Here is a 24345-nt window from a genome sequence, read left to right on the forward strand (position 1 = left end):
GCTTACCTTCCTGCCGGGGCTTTCGCCGCCGTAGTAGCGATGCCAATCCCGAGGCAGACCGTGACCAGACCGGCAATGATGTTCCAGCGCAAGGGCTCATCGAGAAAGACCTGGCCGGCGAAGGAAGCGGTGACGGGGTTGACTGCGACCGAGATGGCGACGAGCGTCGGCGTGGTGCGGGTAACGGCAAAGGCCCACAGGAAGAAAACGAATGCACTTCCGATAATACCTAGATAGGCGACGGCCAGCCACTGCTGCGTCGCCAAGGCCGCTACACGCGGGATTCCGCCTCCTGCCCCGGCGGCCGCAACAAGGCAGACTGCTCCGACGCCCATGGCTACTGCCGTGAAACGTATCGGTCCGGAGCGCCGGATAAGCGGGCGCGACCAAATGGTGTAGAACGCCATGCATATTGCGGCGCATACCATGAGGAGATCGCCGCGCCAGGCGCCGTTCGGCGCCTTCGACAATCCGGAGAGCAGCGCCAGCGCCACTCCGGTCATGGCGACGAAAACGCCAGCCGCCTTGCGAGCCGTGATCGTCTCGGCCCCCATCACGGCACCTGCCAACATGGTCAGCAACGGCAAGGTGGAAAGCGCCAATGCACCGCGAGCAGCCGTCGTGAAGTGCAGCGACGCGTTGAAAAAGAAGGGAAAAAGCGCGAAGAAGAGGACGCCAAGCCCGCCAACGCGCGCCCAATCCGCCCGCTCCGGCCAGCGCTCCTTTCGCGTCAGGGTGAGTGGCAGGAGGAAGCAGAACCCGACGCCGAAGCGCAAGGCACCCAGCGCTATTGGATCGATCGTTCCAGATAAATGGCGTGTGGCTACGACGGCGGTTCCGCCGATACCGCTCGATAGAACCGCAGCCAGTACGCCTCCCATGACACTCTCCCCAAGCCTTCTCTCCGCCGCCTATCTGGAGGTGACAAGCGCCATAAGGGAATTGAATTTGTGTCATGCCTGTCATCATATTCCATGATGACCCAAGCCATTCTCGACCCCGATCTCCTGAAGGCCTTCGTGGCAGTGGCCGAAAACCGTTCCTTCACGCGCGCGGCCATACTGCTCAATCGTACCCAGTCGGCGGTCAGCATGCAGATCAAGCGGCTGGAGGAACGACTTGGCACGGAGCTCTTTCATCGAACGAAATCGACGGTCGATCTCACGAGTGCGGGCGACGGGCTGCTTTCCTATGCGCGCCGCATCCTGAGCCTGAACGAAGAGGCCATCGGCCGATTGCACCAGCACCGGATCGAGGGGCGCGTACGGCTTGGCGTGATGGACGACTACGGCACGTTGGTGCTGCCATCCCTGCTTGCGCGCTTCATCGCACTCTATCCTCGCATTCACGTCGAAATGGAGACCGGGCTTACCAGCGGCATGGTCGCTCGCCTGGGCGTTTCCTACGACTTGGTCATCGCCATGCACCAGGAGGGTCACGGCGAAGGCGAATTGCTGCGCCGTGATCGCGCCATCTGGGCAGCTCACCCCGGGCACCAGGCCTGGACCGTCGATCCCTTGCCGGTCGCTCTCTATCCGCCAGGCTGCCTTTTCCGGAAATGGGCGATCGAGGCACTCGACCGGTCCGGGAGGGCGCGGCGCCTCGCCTTCGTCAGCCACAATCTCTCCGCGGTGGAGGCCATCGCGGCACAAGGCCTGGCGGTTACCGTGGTAAAGTCCAGTTTCCTGCAGTCCGGGCTTCGAGTGCTGTCGCAGGAGCAGGGCCTGCCGCCCCTGCCCGGCGCCGAGATCCGGCTGCACCGCACCCCAAGTCTTTCAAAGGCGGGAATCCTACTGGCGGATCATCTGATCGGCGCAATCCGAGCACTCCCCCCAGGCCTTGCCGGGCGTTGAATTCATGCTGAAGTCTGCTTCGATCCGGCCCGCCGCCCCCAAATCTCTTCTCGCTTTTTCACCTTGGCGATAGCAATCTGCGGTCTGGAAACCGGACAGGCTGCATGAAGACACTCGCCTTCCTCATCGTGGCGATACAGTTCGCGGCAACGGCTGCCGGGGCGCAACAGACTCTCGCCCCGCAGACCTTTGCGCCGCCAGACCTCACCCTCCCGGCGCCCGCTCCCGGAGCCGGCAAAGCCCCGGCGGCCTCACCTCTGGTTCAACCGAAGTCTCAATGGAAGGCGGATGATGCCGATAAACCCGCCAAGAGTTTCGGCCAAGTGTCCAATGGCCCGTGCGTGGGCTGCAAGTTGAGCGTCAAGGCAAGGCAGGCGCCTCTCTATCCGAACATCGGTCCTCCCGGCCCGGCGTGGCCGCAGGACCCGCCCTCGGGCGACGAGGATCAATAGCCTTTCGGCCAAAGCCGCGCCAACAATGCGCCTGATTCCATGAGGGTTTTGCGTGTCGAAAGAAATCTGGCTGATCCGGCACGGCGAAAGCGCAGCCAATGCGGGATTGCCCACCAAGGACGCCGCGTCCGTTCCCCTCACTGAAAAAGGCTGGCAGCAGGCGCGTGAGATGGCAGCGAAATTCACCGTCGCGCCGGACCTGATCGTGACCTCGCCCTACCTGCGAGCCCGTCAGACGGCGGAAGCCACCGCCGACCGTTTCCCGAATTCTCCATTCGAAACATGGCAAGTGCAGGAGTTCACCTATCTGTCGCCGGTTCGATGCGCGAACACCACCGTCGAACAGCGCCGCCCATTGGTGGATGCCTATTGGAAGACATGCGATCCCGCGCTGATCGAAGGTCCAGGCGCCGAGTCCTTCGGCCAGATGCTCGACCGCGTGCGCGGGGCGGCCAGACGTATCGGGGCAAGCGAAGCAAGCAGGATCGTCATCTTCACGCACGGACACATCATGCAAGCCTGGCGCCTGCTCGCCGACAATCCCGCAGGAAGCGACCTGACAGATATGAGACGTTTCCTGACCGCCTTCCAGGCTCGCCCCATAGAGAATTGCGAGTGGCTGTCCGGCGACGCCTACCGGAAGGTGGCGCGCAGCTGACGTCGAGCGGCGATTCGCCGGAAAGAGCGAATCCCCATCACCAGGCGGGGCCGGCGATGGGGAGGACGAGGCGCGGGCTCAGACGGTTGCCGAAACCTGGATCTCAACGAGCAGTTCCGGCGCGGCCAGACGGGCTTCGACGGTCGCGCGTACCGGCAGGTTGTTCATGTCCACCCACTTGTCCCACACGCCGTTCATCTGGCCGAAATGGGCGATGTCGCGCAGCCAGATGCTGGCGGTAAGCAGGTTGGCCTTGGAAGTCCCGGCCTCGGCGAGAAGCGCGTCGATCTGCGCCAGAATATCGGCCGTCTGTGCCGCGGTGTCGGCATTGGCATTGGCGGCCGTGATGCCGGCAGTCGTGACGATGCCGTTCGCTACCACCGCCTTGCAGAAACGCGGACCAGGGTGAAGGCGCTTGATCATGGGTCATCTCTCCAGTGAAACTCCGCGCCCGATCTAGCAGGCCGAGGGGCACCGCGCTATCGCTTGGTTATCGGGAGAAACGGAAGCTGCTTCACATTTCAGGGGGAACTTGCCGCGGGCACGCGCGAACGCCGGGAGCAAATTATACGGATCGCCGCCGGAACCCGCTTGTCATCCCCGCAGGGCGCCTAATACCCGCTGCCTCCAATGACGATCTGGTTCTTTCCGTTGCGCTTGGCTTGATACAGCAGCGCGTCCGCCATGCCCAAGGCAGCCTCGACATTGTTGGGCGGTGCCGTAAAGATCGCCAATCCCATTGAAAAGCTGACAGGATAGCCAGCACGCGCCACGGCCTGATCGAGAGCCACCTTGATTCTCGCCGCAGCATCGCTGCCTTCCTGCTCTCTCGCCCCGATGAGGAGAATGACGAACTCGTCTCCGCCCAGGCGACCGCTGGTCTCCTCCCGGCGCGTGCGCCCCGACAAGGTCTGCCCGATGAGCCGCAGCAGATCGTCGCCCGCCTCATGACCGCGTTCGTCATTGACCTGCTTGAAGCCGTCCACATCGAAATAAAGGAGCGAAAACGGCAAGCCGTGCCGCTGCAGCACAGGAATTGCCTTCTCGATCTCCAATTCGATGCCCGTGCGGTTGGCTATGCCGGTCAGCCCGTCGGTGAGAGCCAGAGCACGCACTTCCTTCAGGCGCCGCCGCATCTCCAGGATCTCGACCGCAGTGGTCGCCAGGCTGGTGAGCTTCTGCGTCTCCTCCGGTGAGAAAGAGCGGCTCTTGGTATCCACGGCACAGATCGCGCCCAATGCCGAGCCGTCCGGCGCGATCAATGGGGCGCCCAGATAGGAACGGATACCCGGGTCCGTAGTAACGAAAGGATTTCCGGAGAACCGCGAATCCTGCCTCGCGTCCTCCACCAGCATAGGGACGTTTGCCTCGATAGTATGAGAGCAGAAACTCAGGTCCACCGGCACGGTGGGCTCGTCGAAACCAGCCATGCCAATCCTGTGCGTCATCCTGTCGTCAACCAGCGATACGGCTGCCATCGGCACGCCGATTGTCAATTGCACAAGATTACAAAGGGCGTCGAGCCCATGGTCGCGACCCATGTCGGTGGTGTCGTAATTGCGAAGGGTTGCGAGTCGGCGTTCATCAAAAAGGCGCATGCGGCACTATGCAAAATGATCAATGTCGTATTCAATCTCTCTCATCAGACAATCTTCTACGTCGACCTGCAAGCGCATTCTGCCACTTGAGAGCTTTAGGCGCAGGCCCGTGCCACTGCTCGTGCTTTTACGGGAAGACGAGCCTGAATGCACTTCACCCGCTCCGACGCCGGCAGGCGGATTTAATCGTCCATACATCTCCCGTTAAGGCGGGAAGGTGCTCAATGGCTGTCGGCTCAACAGCGCAAGGCATCTCACCATGTCTCTCTCCCCGGCCCTCAGCCGCGCAGCTCGAGCGTTTCTGGATTTCGACATCGCGGATATGGTCAAGAAGTCCGGCGTGCCCAGGGCTGTAATCTCGGACTTCGAAAAGGGCGGAAAGGTTCCCCAGCGCCAGGACGTGGCTGCCCTCCAGCTTGCCTACGAGGAGGCCGGCATCGTCTTCCTTGCGGATGAAGGCAATGGTCCCGGCCTTCGCTTGCGCCGCGGCATTCGGCAGGCCGGGCTGAGGCCCGAGGAACTTACAGCCGAGAACGACGACTGACATTGGCTTGCGGGTCGGGTACCGGCCCGACGACGCAGGCTGCCGTCAGAAATAGACGAAGTTCATCGATGCGCGGCAAGATCCTGACGTCACGACGATTACGATGTCGCGACGTCGCCAGTGATAGCGTGCTCCCCCTCACCCCTCTCTTCGGGCGGCCAGAGCCATCGCGATCAGGGCAGCACCACCGAAAACGAGGTCGATGCCGACGATGACACCGATCGCCCACAATGCCGATCCTGGCAGGCCCGAGACGATCACGACAGCCAGTATGAGGTCGACGATGCCATTGGCCAGCATCCATTCCCAGCGCCCGGACAGACCGCGCCGATGCGAGACGGCCAGCGCGATCATCAGTATTCCGTCCACGACGAAGAAGGCCGCGAGCAGCAACGTAAGCGAGTACAGACCCTGAAGGGGATGCCAGATCAGGGCAATGCCGGCGACCAGGGCGAGGATCGCGGAAACCAGTGCCCAGGTGAAGCCCGGCGCGCCGCGGGTGCGGAAGGTCGCGACCAGGCCGATGATCCCGGCGAACAGGAACAGCCAGCCGAGAAACACCGTGGTTGCGAGGCCTGCGAGCAGCGGCACCAGGATGGCCACGCAGCCGAGAAGAAGCAGGATGATACCTTCCGCGAGAAAGATGCCCCAATGCGCGAAGAGGGATGCGCTCTGGCTCGGAGACCGGGTCGGGGGTTGCATGGACATCTTCGTTATCCTTCCTTCTCGAACGTTTGCTTCCGACGGTCGCTTCAAGCCTGCGACGGATCTCGCGGAGGCGTTGAAGCGAGTTCGGCCAACCTGTCGAGGAATGCCCTCTGCGCCGGAACGATCTTCTGCGCGGCGACATCGAGGCCGAACCACGCAGCACGATCGATCTCTGGAAACAGCGCACGTTTGCCGCTATGGGGCGGCCATTCCATCTCGAACATGTTGCTGCGCATGGCGCTCGTGTCGAAATCTCCGGCCAGCGCCCAGGCCCTTACCCGCTTGCCACCGGCCTGCACCACTTCCCCAAGCGCAAGATGGTCGCCATCCGGCGGAGGCCTGCCGAGTTCTTCCTCGAATTCCCGGCGAGCCGCCCGTGCGGCGTCCTCCCCTTCGCCATATTCGCCCTTGGGGATCGACCATGCACCAAGATCCTTCATGCTCCAGAAGGGTCCGCCGGGATGCACGAGAAGGGTTTCGACAATCTCGTTTTTCCGGCGATAGAGCAGGATCCCGGCGCTTTGGGAGGACATGCCCGCCTCCTCAGCGAACCACTACAGCAGGGAGTTTGGCCCCCTTGCCCGGGGCTGGCAACTCCAGGCCCCTCATTCAACCGCCATTACGAGGATGCCGAGGGCGAAGAGCATCCATGCGGCGAGCGGATGGAATATGGCGCGGAGAAGCTTGCTGCGAGGAGAAAAGCCAAGCCCGGCCATGTACAGGCCGGTGACGCCCAGCATCATCACCGGCAGCCCCGTATGCATCTTCCAGCCCGGCACGCCGTTGAGCACATAGGGATAGAGCATCAACAGCAGGCTGGCGATGCCGGCTACGGCGAGGGACAATGCCCTGCCCCAGCCGCGCGCCAACGCCCAGCGGTTGCTGGGCGCCTGCTCGCGTGACACATGATCACTTGGCGCGATCATTGCCGCCTGCTCCGCCATTCTCGCTCTCGTGCAGTTCGAGCCACATGGCGTTGAGGATCGAGAAGGCGCCGGCAAAGCCGACACCGAGAACCCAGGCAAAATACCACATCGGTCAGTTTCCTCAGTAATGGTGGGCGGAGGGATCGGTAATGGCGGACAGGGTCACCCGTCCACGCAGCACGTGATAAACCCAGCTCGTGTAGATCAGGATGATCGGCAGGAAGACCAGAGTCACCACAAGCATGATGCCAAGCGTCAGATGGCTGGAAGACGCGTCCCAGACCGTGAGGCTCGACCGGGGATCCAGCGACGAAGGCAGCAGGAAAGGGAAGACGCTGAGGCCCGCGGTAGCGATCACGCCGGCGATACTGAGAGCGCTCGCAATGAAGGCGATGAGCGGGCGCCTAGCGCTGAGCAGGATCGCCGCGCCGAGTGCCCCGACGATTGTGAGGGCCGGCGCAAGCAAGGTCAGCGGCAACGTGTGATAGTTGACGAGCCAGGCGCCTGGAGCCTGCACCACGCTCTTCAGCAGCGGATTGGACGGCCCCTCGGGAGCCAGAGCACTCGTGATCTGATAGCCATTGATGCCAAGGGCCACCCAGATACCCGCCAGCGCGAACAGCACGATGAGGGCGAAAGCGCCATAGCGCGATATGGCAACGGCGCGGTCGGCCACGGGCTGGCCGGCCTTGACAGCGAGATAGGCGCCGCCATGCATCACCAGCATCGCCACGCTCACCAGCCCGCACAGAAGCGCAAAGGGGTTGAGCAGGCCGAGCAGCGTGCCCTCGTAGGTCATGCGCAAGGTATCATCGAGACGGAAGGGGACGCCGAGGATGACATTGCCGAAGGCGACGCCGCACACCAGCGAAGGGACGACACCCGCCACGAACAGGACCCAGTCCCAGATCGAGCGCCAGGTTGGATTCGCCAGCTTGGAGCGAAACTTGAATGCGACCGGCCGGAGGATCAGCGCCAGCAGGATCAGGAACATGGCGAGGTAGAAGCCTGAGAACGCCACGGCGTAGAGCGGGGGCCAGGCGGCGAAGATCGCGCCGCCCCCGAGGATGAACCAGACCTGGTTCCCTTCCCAGACCGGCCCCACCGTGTTGATGACGACGCGGCGCTCCTCGTCGGTCTTGCCCACGAAGGGCAGCAGCATGGCCGCCCCGAGATCGAAGCCGTCCATCACGGCGAAGCCGATCAGAAGGATGCCGAGCAGCGCCCACCAGATCAGGCGCAGGGTTTCATAGTCGAGCATGGCTGATCCTTTCTGCTCATTCGGCGGCGACGGCGGCGGAAACGGCCGGCGGCAGCGAGGATTGGGGATGCGGAGCGGCGGGACCGAGGCGGATGGCCTTGATCATCAGGTAGATGTCGACGATCAGCAGCACCGAGTAGAAGAGCACGAAACCGACGAGTGTCGTCATCACGTTGGTCGCGGACAGGCTCGACACCGCCATGAACGTCGGCAGCACGCCCTCGATCACCCAGGGCTGACGCCCGACCTCGGCGACGAACCAGCCGAGTTCCGCGGCGATCCATGGCAGCGGCAGCGACAGCAACGCCACCCACAGGAACGCCCGCGAAGTCGTCAGGCGCCGGCGAGAGGCAAGGTAGAACCCAACGCCGAACAGGAGGATGAAGAAGAAGCCGAGGCCTACCATGATGCGGAAGCTCCAGAACAGCGGCGATACCGCGGGAACGGTGCTCCACGCCGCCTTCTCGACATCTGCGTCGGTCGCGTTCTTGATGTCCGGCCGCTCCTTCTTGAGCAGCAGGGCATAGCCGAGATCATCGCCATTCGCCGCAAGGGCCGCCTTTGCGGCAGGGTCGTTGCGGTCGGCCCTGAGCTTGTCCAGGGCATCATAGGCGATGAGGCCGGAACGGATCCGCGTCTTGGCATGATCGACCAGATCGATGATGCCGGGCACTTCCTTGCTGATCGAACGGGTCGCGATCAGCCCCAGCATCCACGGCACCTTGATCTCATAGTCCGTCTGGCGGGTCTCCTGATTGGGCAGACCGAACAGGGTGAAGGAGGCCGGCGCCGGCTCGGTGTGCCACATCGCCTCGATGGCGGCGATCTTCATCTTCTGGTTCTCGCCTGCGGTGTAGCCGCTTTCATCGCCCAGGACGACGACCGAGAGGGCAGCGGCCAGGCCGAAGCTTGCCGCCACCGTCATCGAGCGCTTCGCGAGCTCGACATGGCGACCGAGCAGCAGGTAGAGCGCGCTGATCGCCAGCACGAACATTGCGCCGGTTACGTATCCCGCGCTGACCGTGTGGACGAACTTGGCCTGCGCGACGGGATTGAAGATCACCGCCTGGAAGTCCGTCACCTCCATGCGCATGGTGTCCGGGTTGAAGGCCGAACCCACCGGGTGCTGCATCCAGCCGTTCGCGATCAGGATCCAGAGCGCCGAAAGGTTGGAACCAAGCGCCACCATCCAGGTCACCGCCAGATGCGCCACCTTGGACAGGCGGTCCCACCCGAAGAAGAACAGGCCGATGAAGGTCGCCTCCAGGAAGAAGGCCATCAGCCCTTCGATCGCCAGCGGCGCGCCGAAGACATCACCGACATAGTGGCTGTAATAGGCCCAGTTCATGCCGAACTGGAACTCCATGGTGATTCCGGTGGCGACCCCCATGGCGAAGTTGATGCCGAAGAGAACGCCCCAGAACTTGGTCATCTGCCGCCAGATCTCGCGACCCGTCATGACATAGACGCTCTCCATGATGCCGAGCAGCACCGCTAGGCCCAATGTCAGGGGCACGAAGAGGAAGTGATACATGGCCGTCAGGCCAAATTGCAGCCGCGACAGCTGCACGACATCCATGGCGGTATCCATGGTCAGGGATTCCTTGGCTGGGGACTGACGGCTTGCGTGCCGAGCAGCCTCGTTTCAACGCTGGTGGCATCCATCCTGGGCCGTTGGCTGGGACCGAACACGAACACGCCCGCAGCGATCACGACGACCACCTTGATCGCGATCACGATGACGACGTCCCGGGTGAGAGAATGCTTCAGCATGGTTCGCTTATCCGATCACCCCTGCTGCAACGCCTTGATTTGAATCAACGGGACCAGACGGCGCTCGCATCAGGTGGATACTATCGTATTGTATTCGATCTTACGCAATGTGACGCTCCGGAAGTCCCTTCAAGTTTATTGAGGCCATGCTTTCCTTCAACGCATCGAACGATGAGGCAACGATGAAGCATAGTTGCCCTGAAATAGAGCTTTGCAGTCCAGGAAAAGCCAGCCAATGCCTGAGAAGAGCTGCTTCCGGGATCGCGGGCCGAAACCGAGGAGGAAACCCAGCCGGAGCAACGATGGCTTTCACCCGGATGAATTGAAGCGATCGATGTATCCAAACGGAGCGGCAGGTCGAGAATCGCCGAGGAAGGTGTCGGCATCCCATAGATGGCTGCGTCTATAGTCTGAGATAGGCAGGAGCGTGCGACCATGGAAATTCGCGATGACGACCTCGTACATTTTGCCGAACATGGCGCCGATCCCCTGCCGCCGCCCGAACTCCAGGGGCAGGTCGAACGTGATGGCGCCCGCATCCATTACGCATCCTACGGCGCCGGCCAGCCGGTGTTGCTGCTGCATGGGGGACTGGGCCATGGCGGCAACTGGGCCTATCAGGTCCCTGCCCTGGTAGAGTCCGGCTACCGGGCCGTGCTGATCGACAGCCGGGGCCACGGACGGAGCACGCGCGACGACAAGCCCTATCGCTACGAGCGCATGACGGACGACGTTCTCGCCGTGATGGATCGGCTTGCCCTGGACAGCGCCGCCCTGGTCGGATGGAGCGACGGCGCCTGTGTCGCCCTGATACTGGCCGACAAGGCCCCCGCGCGCGTCCACGGGGTCTTTTTCTTTGCCTGCAACATGGATTCCACCGGCACCAAGGAACTGCAGCCGAGCCCTGCACTCGAACGCTGCTTTGCACGTCACCGCAAGGACTATGTCTCCCTGTCGGCGACCCCGGGCGAGTTCGACGCCTTCGTGGAGGCCGTCACGCTGATGATGGAGACCCAGCCCGATTATGCGGCTGAAGATCTCGGCCGCATTCATGTCCCCGTCACTATCTGCCAGGGCGAACATGACGAGTTCATCAAGCCCGAGCACGCCGAGTACCTGGCCGGCGCCATACCCGGCGCAAGGCTGCTTATCCTGCCCGACGTCAGCCATTTCGCTCCCCTCCAGCGGCCGGCGCTGTTCAATGAGGCCATGCTCTCGTTCCTCCGGGCGCTCCAGGCACGCTGAGAAGTCCCACCGGCACACGACATTGTGAAGCCTGGCTTCAAAGGCCTTTGACTCTTTTGCAGCGCACAATCGGGCGGCAATCCCTACTATCCAGGGTGGCACATGAGTCCCGGCGAACAATCGAGAGGGCGTTCGCTGTTCTGCATTTCAAGCCTCGTATGGAGGTCAAGATGGCTTACACGATCAAAATCAACGGTCAAAATCATACTGTCGACGTCGATGACGACATCCCGCTGCTGTGGGTCCTGCGTGACGTGCTGGGCATGACCGGAACCAAGTTCGGTTGCGGCAAGGCGCTCTGCGGCGCGTGCACCGTGCACGTCGACGGTACCGCCGTGCGTTCCTGCATCACCACGATCGACACCATCGGCTCGTCCGAGATCACGACGATCGAGGCCGTCGGCCGTACGCCGGCGGGCAAGAAGATACAGCAGGCATGGATCGATCTCGAAGTACCGCAATGCGGCTATTGCCAGTCGGGACAGATCATGTCGGCCACGGCGCTGCTCGCCGGCAATCCGCATCCGAGCGATGCCGACATCGACAATGCCATGTCGGGCAATATCTGCCGTTGCGGCACCTATGTGCGGATCCGTGAAGGCATCAAGCAGGCTGCCTCCGGCAACGCCTCGGCACAGTAGGGAAATGCCGACATGGATTCTCAGACACCTCCCTCCTCGGGCGAGAGCCCTGATGTGTCGCGCCGCGACGCCCTCAAGGTCGCTCTCGGCGCCGGCGGCGCCCTGTTCGTCATCTTCGGCATCCCGACCATCGCCAAGCAGTTCCCAGCCGGGTCGGAGCCGGACAAGACCGCTCGCGTTGCCGCGGCCAAGCCTTTCCTGCCGAACGCCTTCGTGCGCATCGATCCCGCCGGCGACGTGACCTTCAGCATGCCGCAGGTGGAAATGGGCCAAGGCACCTATACCTCGATGTCCATGCTCATCGCCGAGGAACTCGAGATCGGGCTGGACCAGATCAAGGTTGCAGCGGCCCCACCCGACGACAAGGCCTTCGGGAATCCCCTGCTGGGCTTCCAGGTGACTGGTGGTTCGACCTCGGTTCGCGGCTTCTACAAGCCTCTGCGCGTCGTCGGCGCCACGGTCCGGGAAATCCTTGTGGCCGCCGCCGCAAAAACCTGGGGTGTGGACCCCTCGTCCTGCCACGCCGAGAAAGGTGCCGTCATCCACGCCGCGACCGGCCGGAAACTAGGCTATGGCGACCTGACGGAGGCAGCAGCGACCATACCGGTGCCCACGGACGCGAAGCTGAAGGATCCCAAGGATTTCAAGCTGATCGGTACGTCCGCGAAGCGCGTCGACACCGTTGCCAAGGCAACGGGACAGGCCACCTTCGGTATAGACGTCCGCCTGCCGGACATGAAGATCGCCACCATCGCAACCTGCCCGATCGTCGGCGGCACGCTGGGTACGGTCGACGACAGCAAGGCCAAGGCCATCAAGGGTGTCCGGCAGATCATTCGCCTTGACGATGCCGTGGCGGTGGTCGCCGACCATATGGGTGCTGCGCGCAAGGGACTTGAGGCTCTCGTCATTGCTTGGAATGGCGGCGAGAATTCCGGATTGTCGAGCGGCGACATCGTGAGCCAGCTCGCAAGCGCCTCGCAGCAAGCGGGCGCCGTAGCGACCAAGCAGGGCGATGTCGAGTCGGCTCTCAAAGGCGCGGCCAGGACGGTGGAAGCAACCTATGAACTGCCCTTCCTCGCCCATGCTGCCATGGAACCCATCAACTGCACGGTGCATGTACGCAAGGACGGCTGCGATGTCTGGCTGGGAACACAGGTCATCACCCGTGTGCAGAAGCTCGCCGCCGAGGTAACAGGCCTGCCCTTGGAGAACATCGCGGTCCACAACCAGTATCTGGGCGGCGGCTTTGGCCGGCGGCTGGAAACAGACAGCGTCGCGCATGCGATCGAGATCGGCAAGCAGGTAGATGGTCCGGTGAAAGTCGTGTGGACGCGCGAGCAGGACATCCAGCACGACGTCTACCGACCCTATTATTACGACCGTCTGCGCGCTGGCCTGGACGGCGACGGCAAGCCCGTGGCCTTCCACCATCGCGTCACCGGTTCCTCGATCATCGCCCGCTGGATCCCGCCCTTCTTCAAGGACAACATCGACGCGGATGCAGTGGAAGGCGCGACGGGTGTCTATGACCTTCCCAACACGCTGGTCGACTACGTGCGCCTGGAACCGCCCAAAGGCATCACCACTGGCTGGTGGCGCGGCGTTGGCATCACGCACAATGCGTTCGTGGTCGAGGGATTCATCGACGAACTTGCGGCATCCGCAGGCAAGGACGCGGTGGAGTATCGGCGATCCCTTCTCGCCAGCCAGCCAAGGGCTCGGGCCGTACTCGACCTCGCGGCCGAGAAGGCTGGCTGGGGCTCGCCCCTGCCGAAGGGCAGCGGGCGTGGCATAGCGGTGCTCTTCGGCTTCGGCACCTACATGGCCCAGGTCGCCGAGGTCAGCGTGGCCGATGACGGCAAGATCAAGGTGCAGCGCATGGTCTGCGCCGTCGATTCCGGCATCGTGGTCAATCCCGATACCGTGCGGGCCCAGATCGAGGGTGGCATCATGTTCGGCCTCACCGCTGCGCTCTATGGCGAGATCACCTTCAAGGATGGGCGTGTCGAACAGTCCAATTTCGACACCTATCCGATCCTGCGCATCGACGCCGCGCCGTCCATCGAGGTGCATATCGTTTCCAGCACCGAGGAACCAGGCGGCATGGGCGAACCCGGCACGTCTGCAACGGCTCCTGCCCTGGTCAACGCCATCCACGCGGCAACCGGAAAGCGCCTGCGCAAGTTGCCGGTCGACACGCGGCAGATAGCCAAGGCCTAACCCCCGGCGAGCATCTCCATCGCTTCCGGCGGGAATGCGGTGGAGAGCCCGGCACCTGCCGGCGGCCTTGCGGCCGAGGCCGGCAGGACATCTCCCGCAAAGCGGCCGCTCGAGACGATCCGTGCGGCGGCTTCATCCCACCACGTTGCTCGGCACGCCCTTCTCGAAATTTTCGATATGGCCGATCACCTGATTCCACAGCGCCTGCATCGCTTCATCGCTCGCCCAGGCCACATGGGGCGTCACGATCACGTTTGGCCGGTCGAGCACCCGGAGCAATGGATTGTCAGCCTTCGGCGGTTCGCTGGTGAGCACATCGAAACCGATGCCCCCGACGAGGCCTTCGTCCAGGGCCTTCACGAGATCGGCCTCGTCCACAAGCCCGCCGCGGGCCGTGTTGACTATCAAAGGCCGGCGTCTCATGCGTCGGAATTCCGGCATGGCAATCATGTTGCGTGTCTCCGGCGTCAAGGGCATGTGCAGCGTAAGGATGTCGGACCTCTCCAGCACCTCCTCGAACGCGGTGTAGAGCGGTCCGGCAGCCTGGGTGCCCTTGCGGGCGGCAAACAGCGTCTTCATGCCTAGCGAACGCGCAATATGGGCGACGGACTGCCCCAACACGCCCCTGCCGAAGATGCCGATGGTCGAGCCGGCGAGGTTGCGGATCGGGTGATTGAAGAAACAGAACTGGTTGGCGCGCTGCCATTCCCCGTCGATGACGTCCTGCCGAAAGGCGACGATCGAGCGCCGAAGCGCGAAGATCAGCGAGAAGGTGTGCTCGGGAACGGTGTTCACGGCATATCCGCGGACATTCGAAACGATGATGCCGCGTGACCTGCAGGCCGCGACGTCGACGACATCGTACCCGGTGGCCGCGACGGCGATCATCTTCAGCCGGGTGAGCCCGTCGATCGCAGCGACCCGGATCGGTGCCTTGTTGGTGATGGCGATATCAGCCCCCTCGAGGCGCGCCGCCACATCGTCCGGTGCCGTCTTGCCGTATTCGACCCACTCATGGTTGAAGGCCGGCCGCAGGATTTCGACCGAAGGGCCTATGGTGTCACGGTCCAGAAAAACGATCTTCAGCATATGGGATGGGCCCGGAATGAGAAAGGCGGCTCTGCGCCGCGAAAGCACTCTCCTTCCAAGCGGAGACATCGGTCAAGGCGAGACCGTCAGGTTCGATGCATCGGCGCTTGACGCCCCATCCCGGATGGCTAGAGGCTGTCGGGAAGAAGATCTTCCCGAGGGCCGTGCTGCATGAGTCAGATTCCGATCGCGGTATCCAGCGAGAACCATGCTTCCCTTCCGCGCTACGAGCTCGATACAGTCGTCATCGGCGGCGGGGTCATCGGCCTGGCCATAGGCAGGAACCTGGCCATGGCCGGCCGCGAGGTCATGGTCCTCGAAGCCGAATCACGCATTGGCAGCGTCACGTCGGCACGCAACAGCGAAGTGATCCACGCCGGTCTCTACTATCCCACGGGCAGCCTGAAGGCGAAGCTCTGCGTGGAAGGCAAGAAGCAGCTCTATGCCTTTTGTGAAGAGCGCGGTATCGGCCACGCGCGCTGCGGCAAGCTGGTCGTCGCCGCCGACAAGAGCGAATTGTCCTACCTCGAAAAGCTGCGGCAGCAAGCGGTCGCCAATGATGTCGCGGACTGCGTACTCGTCGATGCGGACGAGGTGCGGCGGATGGAACCGGATCTCGTCGCGGTAGCGGCCCTGCATTCCCCGAGCACGGGAATTATCGACAGCCATGGGCTCATGGAGGCTTATGTCGCGGACATCGAAGCCCATGGCGGCAGCGTGGTGACACATTCGCCCGTATTGGATGGGCGGCTCGAGGATGATGGCGTCACCCTCACGATCGGTGGGCGCGATCCTGCCGTTATCGAGGCGCGGCTGGTGATCAACAGCGCGGGCCTGGATGCCTGGACCATTTCCGAGAGGATCGACGGCATCGACGCAGCTACTCTTCCCCCGCGCCATTTCGCCAAGGGCAGCTATTTCTCCCTTGCCGGCCGCGCGCCCTCGCGGCGCCTCGTCTATCCGGTCCCCGAACCGGGGGGTCTCGGCGTTCACCTTACGCTGGATCTCGCCGGCCAGGCCCGCTTCGGGCCAGACGTCGAATGGATCGACACGCTCGATTACGAAGTCGACCCTCGCCGAGCAAAGAAGTTCTATGCGGCAATCCGGCGCTACTGGCCGGGGCTGAAGGATGGGGCGCTGCAACCCGCCTATTCCGGTATCCGACCGAAGATCACCGGCCCCGCGGGCGGCGCCGGCGACTTCATCATCCAGGGGCCTGCCGAGACTGGACATCCGGCCTATGCGGCCCTCTACGGCATGGAGTCGCCGGGCCTCACCTCGTCCCTCGCGATTGCAGAGGAAGTCAAACGCCTGGTGCTTCCTCCACAAGCCCTTCCGCCCGATATCGAAGCGGCGGACATACCTTGATGCCGACAGGCCTTCAGGCCTGAGGGGAGCCATATCAGACTGCCTGCGACCCTACGTCTCCGATATACCGAGTTCGCGCCGCAGCTTTCTGGTCAACGCCGAAGCGATGAGCCGGTGCGATCTCCTGAGATAGGCCTCGACCTCCCCAGGAGCCAGAGCCGCATCCGGGGCCACGCAGACCCATTGCCGCTTGGCGAAATAAGGTGCCTGCTTGATCCCATCCAGGGATGTCAGCACCTCGAAACTCGTTTCGCCGCTTTTGAAAACCACATGGTGCAGATCCGGCAGCGTGAGCCGCAACAGCGCGAATACCTTTCCACCAACTTTGGCGACCTGGGCTTCCCACTGTTCGACAATCGAGACGCCGGGCAAGGAGAGCGCGAAACGCTCGAAGCTTTCAGGTTCGAAAAGGTTCATTTGCGCTCACGCCATATGCCGGCACGTCATCGAGAATGCCCTCGTCACGCGGCAAGGGCCAGTGCGGATGGTTCTCGCCATCCCCGAGGCACCACCGGGCGAGTATCCGGTATTCACTCAACCCGACACGGCTGTGGATCAGGACGAAATCCCTGATCGCGATATCCATCGGCTCGACCGGCCGGCACGCGACCGGACGATCCAGGTAGCACAATGTCATGTGAGGCACGAAGTCCGTACGTGCGGACATAAGCCGCGTCGTCATGGCCCCTCCCAACCGCGCGTGGAGATCGGCCACTCCTCCTCGCCGGGCGAGCAGGACCAGCGGATAGCGCGGACCCTGCCCGCGGCGCGACGGCGATGCCTCGAAGGTTCCGATGGACGCAAAAGAAATATCGAAGGCCTCCATCGAAACGCCTCGACCTGCCAATTGCGACAGATAGCCCCTTCTCTCGAGGCCGTGAAAACTTCTGTAGTCCCCGACGTGATGGAGCGTCACATGCAGCCGAGCGGCGGGCAGTGGCTTCGCCGTCAGGCGATTTACGGAAAGAAACTCTCGCGCAAAGCAATACACGCGAAGAGATGCCTCGCCATCTGGCAGACAGGCATAAAAGAGCCGCTCCCTCCGTGCCATCGCCATTTCCGGAAAACCGAAGGAGAGCTGTTCCATTCCCCGCCTCCTGACCTGTGGGCCCGCGGATTGGGACTTTAGAACAAAACGCGAACAAATTGCAAGCCCGTCGGCGATCTCGGCATGATTCTCACGAGTCGAATCTGCCGGCGTGGCCAAACATCAACCGGAGCCAAGGCGGCATGTGGAAGACGCTCATAAGAAGATACATCGTCGCCATACCGTTCAGGGAAAAGGCGCCTCCCACGGCGGAGCACATCATGTCGGCACTACCGCCAATGGCGGTGAGGAAGGCCATGGTCGCGAAGACCGGGGTCGCGGCCAGGCAGAGCCACTCGCCGATCCCCCGTCGCCGGCTGCCCTGCCTGCCTCCCGCCGCCCAGTTGGATGAAGGCATGACCGTTACCCCCGCTCATAAGCATCGTGATGACGCCACCAGATGCCCTGTTCGTTGCGGCCTTTGGGAGCGCGGTCGAGCCACTGATACATGCCCCAGATGCCGTCCACGCCGCGGGCATAGCTGGAGTAGGTGTGGTAGACCTCGCCGCCTTCCTGCGCGAAGGCGCTGACGCCCGGCCTCTCCCGTATGAAGGTGGCAAAGTCGGTCCCCGCGCGGGCGGCGCACTGGGCGCCTGGCCCGTCCGCGGCCGGTCCGGCCGGCACGCCGTCCATCGGCGGCTCGCGACGATAATTGTATTCGATGCCGCCGTCGCGCTGCTGGTCCTCGCTGAACCATACGCTGAAGTCGGCGTTGAAATCGCTGCCGAAGGAGGATGCCCAATCGAAACCCCATCCCATCCGCCGTTTGAAGGCCTGCAGCTTCGCGAGCGGTGCGCGTGAGACGGCGGTAAAGGCGACGTCGTGGTTTTCCAGATGGACGACGATGCCGTTGAAGCCATCGGCAATCGAGGAACATGACGGACAGCCGGCCGTGTAGTCGGGTCCGAACATGAAGTGATAGACGAGAAGCTGGGAGCGCCCCTTGAACAGATCCGCCAGCGTAGCGCTACCGGCCTCGGTATCGAAACGATAGGCCTTGTCCACTTTCACCCAGGGCAGGCTCTGCCTTCGCCTCGCCAATTCGTCGCTGCGCCGCGTCAGTTCCTTTTCCGCGCCGAGCAGATCCAGCCTAGCCGCCCGCCATTCCTCGCGTGTTCCGGTAATGTGTGTCGTCATTGTTCATCTCCCTTTGACCGATGCCGGTTCGATACGGGATGTGCTTGGCCGGCCGGTCATGCGATAGACTAGGAAGCAGCGGACGAATGGTGGGAGTGACAAGTTTGGCGGGATTCCGATGGACTCGCTGATCACGGCCGCAGCGCAGGCCCTGGCCGCGGGGGATCCTTTCGGCGCCCTGAATCGGGTCGCCCTGCGGGAGGATGCTCCCGCGCTCGCACTCCGCGGCATTGCGATGGCGCAACTTGGCGATCTGGAACGGGCCAAGGTCCTTCTGCGGCGTGCGGGCCGCGCCTTCGGCCAGCGGGAAGCCGTGGCCCGAGCGCGGTGCATCGTGGCGGAGGCGGAAATCGCGCTCGTGTCGCGAGATCTCAACTGGCCCGAAAAAAGTCTGGATGCAGCACGGGTGACGCTCGAACGCCATGGCGATGGGACGAACGCCGCCCATGCACGGCATCTGGCCGCACGCCGCCTCCTCCTGCTCGGTCGCCTCGATGCGGCCGAGCAGATGCTTGCCGGCATTGGGTCCCTCCCCCTGCCCCCTGCCCTGAGGGCTGCGCATGAATTGGTGGCTGCCGGGATCGCCATGCGCCGTCTCAGGGCGGCTGAAGCGCGAGCCGCGGTCGCGCGTGCAGGACGGGCAGCAGCGGAGGCCGGCATCCCCGCACTCATTGCAGAGGCAGAGAACGCCACGCAGGTGCTGGACACCCCCGCCGCACGTCTCATCTCGAACGGAGAGTCGCGCGCCCTCCTCCTCGATGAGGTCGAGGTCCTGGAGGCGTCCCGGGCAATGGTGGTGGATGCCTGCCGCTATATCGTGCGCCAGGCAGGCAAGATCGTCCCGCTTGCCAAACGTCCCGTCCTTTTCACGCTGGTCCTCGCTCTCGGCGAGGCATGGCCCGCGGACGTGCCGAGGGACGCCTTGCTTGCCAGGGCCTTTCGAGCCAGGCACGCCGATGAATCGCATCGAGCCAGGTTGCGCGTCGAGATCGGCCGGCTTCGGGCGATACTGCGAACACTCGCCGGTGTCGACGCGACCGGCCGTGGGTACGTACTGGTTCCGCGCCACGCCCAGGAAGTACTCGTGATCGCTCGGCCAGTGGAGGAACGGCACGCCGCGGTGCTCGCCTTTCTGGCGGATGGCGAGAGTTGGTCGAGTTCGGCGCTCGCCCTTGCCCTCGGCACCAGCCAGCGCAGCGTACAGCGGGCGCTGGACGCGCTTGCTGCATCGGGCAAGATACAGTCCGTGGGTCGCGGACGCGCGCGACGCTGGATGACACCGCCGGCCCCGGGTTTCGCGACGACCTTGTTACTCCCGGCGCCATTGCCGATCGGTTAGGGAGAAGGAGCTCCCCGCCTCACGGGGAACAAGCCGTTGGAGAACCAATCATGAAGCGCGCCGCCGCCGAGATCCTTTGCGAATACGGCCCTTTCCCGGGAGTCGATCGGGTTCACGGGCTGACATATGACGGCGAGCACGTCTGGTTCGCCTCCGGCGAACGGCTGAATGCCCTAGACACCAAGAGCGGGAAGACGGTGCGCTCGATCGATGTCGCGGCCCATGCGGGTACGGCATTCGATGGCAGGCACCTGTTCCAGATCGCCGAGGAGCGGATCCAGAAGATCGATCCGACGACCGGGCGTGTCCTCGCCTCGATTCCCGCCCCCGGCGGCGGGGGCGATTCAGGACTTGCATGGGCCGAGGGAACGCTCTGGGTAGGACAGTATCGCGAGCGCAAGATCCACCAGATCGACCCGGAAACTGGGGCGGTCCTGCGGACCATCGAGTCGAACCGCTTCGTCACGGGAGTTACATGGACCCATGGCGAACTATGGCATGGCACCTTGGAAAACGACCAGAGCGAGTTGCGGCGCGTCGATCCAAGAACGGGAAAGGTCCTGGAGAGGCTCGAAATGCCGGCCGGTATGGCGGTATCTGGCCTGGAGGCAGACGGTGACGAACGGTTCTATTGCGGCGGTGGCAACAGTGGGAAGGTAAGGGCTGTCCGCCGGCCGCGATGACACCCGGAAAATCGGGAACGACCGGGCCGCGCAGGGGGCGTAGTCGACATCCTGGACGGCACTTCGGTTTCAATCCGGCGTAGCCTGGAACGTCGCCGCCATTCGCAGGGCGGTTATGTTGGACGCGTAGCTCGCGGCACCATCGCGAAAAGCAGCCGAGCCGGCCACAAGCGTGTCGGCCCCGGCTGTGGCGACGAGAGCCGCCGTTTCGGGGTTCACCCCGCCATCGACCTCCAGGCGTATGGGACGCCTTCCGATCATGGCCCTGATGCGCCTGATCTTCTCCAATTGACTGGTAATGAAGGCCTGCCCGCCGAAACCGGGATTGACGGTCATCACCAGGATGAGATCGAGCCGATCCAGCACATGTTCGATCGCCTGCTCCGGCGTAGCCGGGCAGAGAACGGCACCGGCCTTGCAGCCGAACTGCCTGATCGCCTGCAACGAGCGATCGAGATGCGGCCCGGCTTCGGCATGCACGGTGATGATGTCGGCGCCCGCCTTTGCAAAGGCTTCCAGATAGGCATCGGCCGGCGCGATCATCAGATGCACGTCGAAGGGCTTGGTCGTGTATGGTCGGACGGCCTTTATCACGTCGGGGCCGAAAGTGATGTTCGGAACGAAATGGCCGTCCATCACGTCGCAATGGATCCAGTCTGCGCCGGCGGCATCGATTGCCCTGATCTCCTCGCCCAGTCGTGAAAAATCCGCCGAAAGGATCGAGGGCGCGATGATGATTCCCTCATTCTCGGCGACCGTATCGACCTGCTCGGCAATGCGGCTGGTGGGCTTCATTGGCTTCCTCCTTCGCTCTTGAGCATCGGCGCGGCGGTTCTCGCGCCGAAGACGCGGCTCGCGAGCACGTCGTCGGCCTCGATCGCCATGATCTGTTCCTGCGTGAGGCGACGGTCGAGATTGGCGATGAGACGGCTTGCCTGCCGCAGACGCATGCGATCCAGCGCATTGCGGATCGAGCGGGCGTTCGAGAAGAGAGGTTGAGACTTGCGCAGGGCGATGTAGCGGATGAACGCCTCCCGCGCCTCCGGCGTGAAATGGTAGTTGCCGTCGCGGAGCATGAGCTCGGCGATCGCCAGCAACTCCCCGTCCGCATAGTCGGGAAAGTCGATATGGTGGGCGATACGCGAACGAAAGCCCGGATTGCTCTGGTAGAACTTGTCCATGCGGTCGGCATAGCCGGCGAGGATCACCACGAGGTCGTCGCGTTGGGTCTCCATCACCTGAAGCAGGATCTCAATGGATTCCTGGCCGTAATCCCGGTCGTTCTCCGGCCTGTAGAGATAGTACGCTTCATCGATGAACAGCACGCCGCCCATCGCCTTCTTGAGTATCTCCTTCGTCTTGGGCGCCGTGTGGCCGATATACTGCCCAACGAGATCGTCCCGCGTCACCGACACGACATGGCCTCGCCGCACGAAGCCGAGGCGGTGCAGGATATCGGCCATTCGCATGGCGACCGTCGTCTTGCCGGTGCCGGGATTTCCGGTGAAGGACATATGCAGGGTCGGTGGCTCGTTGGCCAAACCCAGGCTCTTGCGGATGCGTTCGATCAGGAGGAGCGCCGCTATCTCCCTGATGCGCGACTTGACGGGAGCAAGACCGACCAGTTCCCGATCGAGTTGCTCGAACACGGTCGCGATGCCCACGGCCTCGAATTCCTGGCGCAGGTTAATCGCATCGCTGCCAGCGGTTGCTGCCAGGGTGGGTGCGTCGCCGTGAAACTGATCCAGCAAGGTCGATCCTCTCGCAAGAGGCTCCGTCGCCGTCGAACGGCGACGGAGCAAGGGTCCCGGTTTTCAACGACAGCCGGGAGGTGGGTCTGTTCGAGGATCAGCCGTAGCGGCGCCCCTCGGGTTCACGTGCGGCGTAGGCATGGGTGGTGTAGCGGATGCCGCGCCCCCTGCTCTCCTGGCGATCGAGCCGGAAGCCAGGCTCGTCCTTCGGGCGATTGACGATGAAGGACAGGCGGACCGACTCCCAGCCATGGCTGGAGTCGAAGGCCGACAGGCGGATGTAGCGGTCTCCATAGACCCGCCTGCACTCGTTGAGTTCCATCATCACGCCGGCCGCGTCGCGGAGATCGAACATCGGCAGGCCCCACATTTCCCAATACGTGTTCCGGGGATGAGGATCGTCGGTGAACTCGATATTCACGGCCCATCCCTTTTCCAGGCAGTACTGGACCTGGCTGGTGATCTGCTCGTCGGAGAGATCGGGCAGGAAGGAGAAACAGCCCTGTGTTATGCGCATGATCGGTTCCTCAAGCTGTGACGGCCATGGTGGGCACGAAATCGGGGGTGTCGGTCGACTGGTAATTGAAGGTGACGTCCTTCCAGACATCGAGAGCCTGCTTGAGGGGCGTGCAGGTCGCCGCCGCCTTCGCCAGGATCTCCGGACCCTCGTGGAGGTAGTCCCGCCCCTCGTTGCGAGCCAGGATCATCGCTTCCAGGGCAACGCGGTTCGCCGTCGCCCCGGTCTGGATGCCCATCGGATGCCCGATGGTGCCCCCGCCGAACTGCAGCACCACGTCCTCTCCCAGCAGATGAAGCAACTGGTGCATCTGGCCGGCATGGATGCCGCCGGATGCGACGGGCAACAGCTTGTTGAGACTGGCCCAATGCTGGTCGAAGAAGATGCCGTGTTCAAGTTGCATCGGATTGAAGTCCTCGCGGCAGATGTCGTAGTAGCCGCGGGTCGTGTTGGGATCGCCCTCCAGCTTGCCCACCACCGTGCCGGCGTGGATGTGGTCGACGCCGGCAAGGCGCATCCACTTCGCGATCACGCGGAACGAGACGCCATGCGCCTTCTGCCGCGTGTAGGTGCCATGCCCTGCCCGGTGCAGATGCAGGATCATGTCATTGCGGCGGGCCCAGGCGGCCATGGACTGGATGGCGGTGTAGCCGATCACCAGGTCGATCATGACAATGGTGGAACCGAGGTCGCGCGCGAGTTCGGCACGCTCGTACATCTGTTCCATCGTGCCAGCGGTGACGTTGAGATATGTCCCCTTGATCTCGCCCGTGGCGGCCTGCGCCTTGTTGACCGCCTCCATGCAATAGAGGAAGCGCTCGCGCCAATGCATGAAGGGCTGGGAGTTGATGTTCTCGTCGTCCTTCGTGAAGTCGAGGCCGCCCTTGAGCGCCTCGTAGACGACGCGCCCGTAATTGCGCCCGGAGAGGCCCAGCTTTGGCTTCACGGTGGCGCCGAGCAAAGGGCGGCCGAACTTGTCCAGGCGCTCGCGTTCGACCACGATGCCGGTCGCGGGCCCCTGGAACGTCTTCACATACGCAACCGGAAAGCGCATGTCCTCCAGGCGCAACGCCTTCAGCGGCTTGAAGCCGAAGACGTTCCCGATGATGGATGCCGAGAGATTGGCGATCGATCCGGGCTCGAACAGGTCGAGGTCATAGGCAATGTAGGCGAAGTACTGCCCTGCCGCGTTCGGCACGGCATCGACGCGATAGCACTTGGCGCGATACTTCTCGGCAGCGGTCAGCCGGTCGGTCCACACCACCGTCCACGTCGCGGTCGAGCTTTCGCCGGCAACCGCCGCGGCGGCCTCGATCGGATCGACGCCGTCCTGGGGCGTGACCCGGAACAGGGCGATGATATCGGTATCCTTGGGTTCGTAGGCGGGCTCCCAATAGCCCATCTTCTTGTATTCCATCACACCGGACCTGTAGCGATCCTTGCCTCTGATGGTTTCGGTGAGTGCGTTCATCGCTTCCTCCCTGGGAATGAG

The 24345-nt window shown here is 63.3% G+C and carries 29 protein-coding genes; 10 read left to right on the plus strand and 19 right to left on the minus strand.

Going from position 1 to position 24345, the window contains the following annotated elements:
- Nucleotides 1-2 precede the first annotated feature (2 nt).
- The gene (locus tag AC6H34_RS24670; RefSeq protein ID WP_497540548.1) at nucleotides 3-881 is read right to left on the minus strand and encodes a DMT family transporter; all 879 of its coding nucleotides are present in this window, start codon (nucleotides 879-881) and stop codon (nucleotides 3-5) included.
- Between the two features lie 93 nt (nucleotides 882-974).
- Between AC6H34_RS24670 and AC6H34_RS24675 the strand changes: the two genes are divergently transcribed.
- From AC6H34_RS24675 to AC6H34_RS24685, 3 genes are all read left to right on the plus strand, one after another.
- Nucleotides 975-1853: a LysR family transcriptional regulator gene (locus AC6H34_RS24675; protein ID WP_497540549.1), complete on the plus strand. Its 879-nt coding sequence runs from the start codon at nucleotides 975-977 to the stop codon at nucleotides 1851-1853.
- A 104-nt stretch (nucleotides 1854-1957) separates the two neighbouring features.
- On the plus strand, nucleotides 1958-2305 hold the full coding sequence (locus tag AC6H34_RS24680) for a hypothetical protein (protein ID WP_448147593.1): 348 nt from the start codon (nucleotides 1958-1960) through the stop codon (nucleotides 2303-2305).
- Between the two features lie 52 nt (nucleotides 2306-2357).
- Entirely contained in the window at nucleotides 2358-2963 is a 606-nt protein-coding gene (locus tag AC6H34_RS24685) for a histidine phosphatase family protein (protein ID WP_497540550.1), read from the plus strand.
- Nucleotides 2964-3041: 78 nt separating this feature from the next.
- Here AC6H34_RS24685 and AC6H34_RS24690 read toward each other — a convergent pair whose 3' ends face one another.
- Both AC6H34_RS24690 and AC6H34_RS24695 read right to left on the minus strand, forming a co-directional pair.
- Nucleotides 3042-3386 carry a RidA family protein gene (locus AC6H34_RS24690; RefSeq protein WP_448147595.1) on the minus strand — a complete coding sequence of 115 codons (345 nt, stop codon included), beginning with the start codon at nucleotides 3384-3386 and terminating at the stop codon, nucleotides 3042-3044.
- Nucleotides 3387-3574: 188 nt separating this feature from the next.
- Nucleotides 3575-4561, minus strand: coding sequence for a sensor domain-containing diguanylate cyclase (locus AC6H34_RS24695; protein WP_448147596.1), 987 nt, complete (start codon nucleotides 4559-4561; stop codon nucleotides 3575-3577).
- 259 nt (nucleotides 4562-4820) lie between these two features.
- Here AC6H34_RS24695 and AC6H34_RS24700 point away from each other — a divergent pair, with 259 nt between their 5' ends.
- Nucleotides 4821-5105, plus strand: a complete 285-nt coding sequence (locus AC6H34_RS24700; RefSeq protein ID WP_448147597.1) for a hypothetical protein — start codon at nucleotides 4821-4823, stop codon at nucleotides 5103-5105.
- A 138-nt stretch (nucleotides 5106-5243) separates the two neighbouring features.
- Here the strand turns inward: AC6H34_RS24700 and AC6H34_RS24705 are convergent, their stop codons facing one another.
- The 7 genes from AC6H34_RS24705 to cydP form a co-directional block, all read right to left on the minus strand.
- Complete coding sequence (locus AC6H34_RS24705; RefSeq protein ID WP_448147598.1) at nucleotides 5244-5813, minus strand: HdeD family acid-resistance protein; 570 nt, start codon at nucleotides 5811-5813, stop codon at nucleotides 5244-5246.
- 44 nt (nucleotides 5814-5857) lie between these two features.
- Nucleotides 5858-6346 carry an NUDIX hydrolase gene (locus tag AC6H34_RS24710; RefSeq protein ID WP_448147599.1) on the minus strand — a complete coding sequence of 163 codons (489 nt, stop codon included), beginning with the start codon at nucleotides 6344-6346 and terminating at the stop codon, nucleotides 5858-5860.
- 72 nt (nucleotides 6347-6418) lie between these two features.
- Nucleotides 6419-6739, minus strand: a complete 321-nt coding sequence (locus tag AC6H34_RS24715; protein ID WP_448147600.1) for a cyd operon YbgE family protein — start codon at nucleotides 6737-6739, stop codon at nucleotides 6419-6421.
- Entirely contained in the window at nucleotides 6723-6848 is a 126-nt protein-coding gene (cydX, locus tag AC6H34_RS24720; RefSeq protein ID WP_448147601.1) for a cytochrome bd-I oxidase subunit CydX, read from the minus strand. Before cydX ends, AC6H34_RS24715 begins: the two co-directional genes overlap by 17 nt.
- A 12-nt stretch (nucleotides 6849-6860) precedes the next feature.
- Entirely contained in the window at nucleotides 6861-8000 is a 1140-nt protein-coding gene (gene cydB / locus AC6H34_RS24725; protein ID WP_497540551.1) for a cytochrome d ubiquinol oxidase subunit II, read from the minus strand.
- Nucleotides 8001-8016: 16 nt separating this feature from the next.
- Nucleotides 8017-9591, minus strand: a complete 1575-nt coding sequence (locus AC6H34_RS24730; protein WP_497540552.1) for a cytochrome ubiquinol oxidase subunit I — start codon at nucleotides 9589-9591, stop codon at nucleotides 8017-8019.
- Between the two features lie 2 nt (nucleotides 9592-9593).
- On the minus strand, nucleotides 9594-9773 hold the full coding sequence (cydP, locus tag AC6H34_RS24735) for a cytochrome oxidase putative small subunit CydP (RefSeq protein WP_497540553.1): 180 nt from the start codon (nucleotides 9771-9773) through the stop codon (nucleotides 9594-9596).
- A gap of 435 nt (nucleotides 9774-10208) precedes the next feature.
- Between cydP and AC6H34_RS24740 the strand changes: the two genes are divergently transcribed.
- The 3 genes from AC6H34_RS24740 (at nucleotide 10209) to AC6H34_RS24750 (ending at nucleotide 13882) form a co-directional block, all read left to right on the plus strand.
- Nucleotides 10209-11018: an alpha/beta fold hydrolase gene (locus AC6H34_RS24740; protein WP_448147605.1), complete on the plus strand. Its 810-nt coding sequence runs from the start codon at nucleotides 10209-10211 to the stop codon at nucleotides 11016-11018.
- A 170-nt stretch (nucleotides 11019-11188) separates the two neighbouring features.
- On the plus strand, nucleotides 11189-11659 hold the full coding sequence (locus AC6H34_RS24745; RefSeq protein WP_497540554.1) for a (2Fe-2S)-binding protein: 471 nt from the start codon (nucleotides 11189-11191) through the stop codon (nucleotides 11657-11659).
- A 12-nt stretch (nucleotides 11660-11671) separates the two neighbouring features.
- Entirely contained in the window at nucleotides 11672-13882 is a 2211-nt protein-coding gene (locus tag AC6H34_RS24750; RefSeq protein WP_497540555.1) for a xanthine dehydrogenase family protein molybdopterin-binding subunit, read from the plus strand.
- Between the two features lie 132 nt (nucleotides 13883-14014).
- On the opposite strand, the gene AC6H34_RS24755 is transcribed toward AC6H34_RS24750, so the two are convergent.
- On the minus strand, nucleotides 14015-14971 hold the full coding sequence (locus tag AC6H34_RS24755) for a D-2-hydroxyacid dehydrogenase (protein WP_497540556.1): 957 nt from the start codon (nucleotides 14969-14971) through the stop codon (nucleotides 14015-14017).
- Nucleotides 14972-15142: 171 nt separating this feature from the next.
- On the opposite strand from AC6H34_RS24755, the gene AC6H34_RS24760 reads away from it, so the two are divergent.
- Complete coding sequence (locus AC6H34_RS24760; RefSeq protein WP_497540557.1) at nucleotides 15143-16339, plus strand: NAD(P)/FAD-dependent oxidoreductase; 1197 nt, start codon at nucleotides 15143-15145, stop codon at nucleotides 16337-16339.
- Nucleotides 16340-16390: 51 nt separating this feature from the next.
- Here AC6H34_RS24760 and AC6H34_RS24765 read toward each other — a convergent pair whose 3' ends face one another.
- The 4 genes from AC6H34_RS24765 to AC6H34_RS24780 all read right to left on the minus strand — a co-directional run bounded on the left by AC6H34_RS24765 (nucleotide 16391) and on the right by AC6H34_RS24780 (nucleotide 18563).
- Complete coding sequence (locus AC6H34_RS24765; RefSeq protein WP_448147610.1) at nucleotides 16391-16756, minus strand: MmcQ/YjbR family DNA-binding protein; 366 nt, start codon at nucleotides 16754-16756, stop codon at nucleotides 16391-16393.
- Nucleotides 16737-17426 carry a 2'-5' RNA ligase family protein gene (locus AC6H34_RS24770; RefSeq protein ID WP_497540558.1) on the minus strand — a complete coding sequence of 230 codons (690 nt, stop codon included), beginning with the start codon at nucleotides 17424-17426 and terminating at the stop codon, nucleotides 16737-16739. Before AC6H34_RS24770 ends, AC6H34_RS24765 begins: the two co-directional genes overlap by 20 nt.
- 91 nt (nucleotides 17427-17517) lie before the next feature.
- A complete protein-coding gene (locus AC6H34_RS24775; RefSeq protein ID WP_497540559.1) occupies nucleotides 17518-17784 on the minus strand; it encodes a hypothetical protein in 267 nt (88 codons plus the stop codon).
- A 5-nt stretch (nucleotides 17785-17789) separates the two neighbouring features.
- Nucleotides 17790-18563 (minus strand): DUF899 domain-containing protein, encoded by a 774-nt coding sequence (locus AC6H34_RS24780; RefSeq protein ID WP_497540560.1) that lies wholly within the window; start codon nucleotides 18561-18563, stop codon nucleotides 17790-17792.
- Between the two features lie 118 nt (nucleotides 18564-18681).
- On the opposite strand from AC6H34_RS24780, the gene AC6H34_RS24785 reads away from it, so the two are divergent.
- Nucleotides 18682-19902, plus strand: coding sequence for a helix-turn-helix domain-containing protein (locus AC6H34_RS24785; RefSeq protein WP_497540561.1), 1221 nt, complete (start codon nucleotides 18682-18684; stop codon nucleotides 19900-19902).
- Nucleotides 19903-19952: 50 nt separating this feature from the next.
- The gene (locus AC6H34_RS24790; RefSeq protein ID WP_448147615.1) at nucleotides 19953-20585 is read left to right on the plus strand and encodes a Vgb family protein; all 633 of its coding nucleotides are present in this window, start codon (nucleotides 19953-19955) and stop codon (nucleotides 20583-20585) included.
- A gap of 69 nt (nucleotides 20586-20654) precedes the next feature.
- Here AC6H34_RS24790 and rpe read toward each other — a convergent pair whose 3' ends face one another.
- The 4 genes from rpe to AC6H34_RS24810 all read right to left on the minus strand — a co-directional run bounded on the left by rpe (nucleotide 20655) and on the right by AC6H34_RS24810 (nucleotide 24324).
- Nucleotides 20655-21380 carry a ribulose-phosphate 3-epimerase gene (gene rpe, locus AC6H34_RS24795; protein WP_497540562.1) on the minus strand — a complete coding sequence of 242 codons (726 nt, stop codon included), beginning with the start codon at nucleotides 21378-21380 and terminating at the stop codon, nucleotides 20655-20657.
- Nucleotides 21377-22336, minus strand: coding sequence for a CbbX protein (gene cbbX, locus AC6H34_RS24800; protein WP_497540563.1), 960 nt, complete (start codon nucleotides 22334-22336; stop codon nucleotides 21377-21379). The genes rpe and cbbX overlap by 4 nt, the downstream gene beginning before the upstream one ends.
- Nucleotides 22337-22433: 97 nt before the next feature.
- Entirely contained in the window at nucleotides 22434-22853 is a 420-nt protein-coding gene (locus AC6H34_RS24805; protein WP_497540564.1) for a ribulose bisphosphate carboxylase small subunit, read from the minus strand.
- Nucleotides 22854-22863: 10 nt separating this feature from the next.
- The gene (locus AC6H34_RS24810) at nucleotides 22864-24324 is read right to left on the minus strand and encodes a form I ribulose bisphosphate carboxylase large subunit (RefSeq protein ID WP_497540565.1); all 1461 of its coding nucleotides are present in this window, start codon (nucleotides 24322-24324) and stop codon (nucleotides 22864-22866) included.
- Nucleotides 24325-24345: the final 21 nt, after the last annotated feature.

Source organism: Labrys sp. ALF-8 (assembly GCF_059699065.1).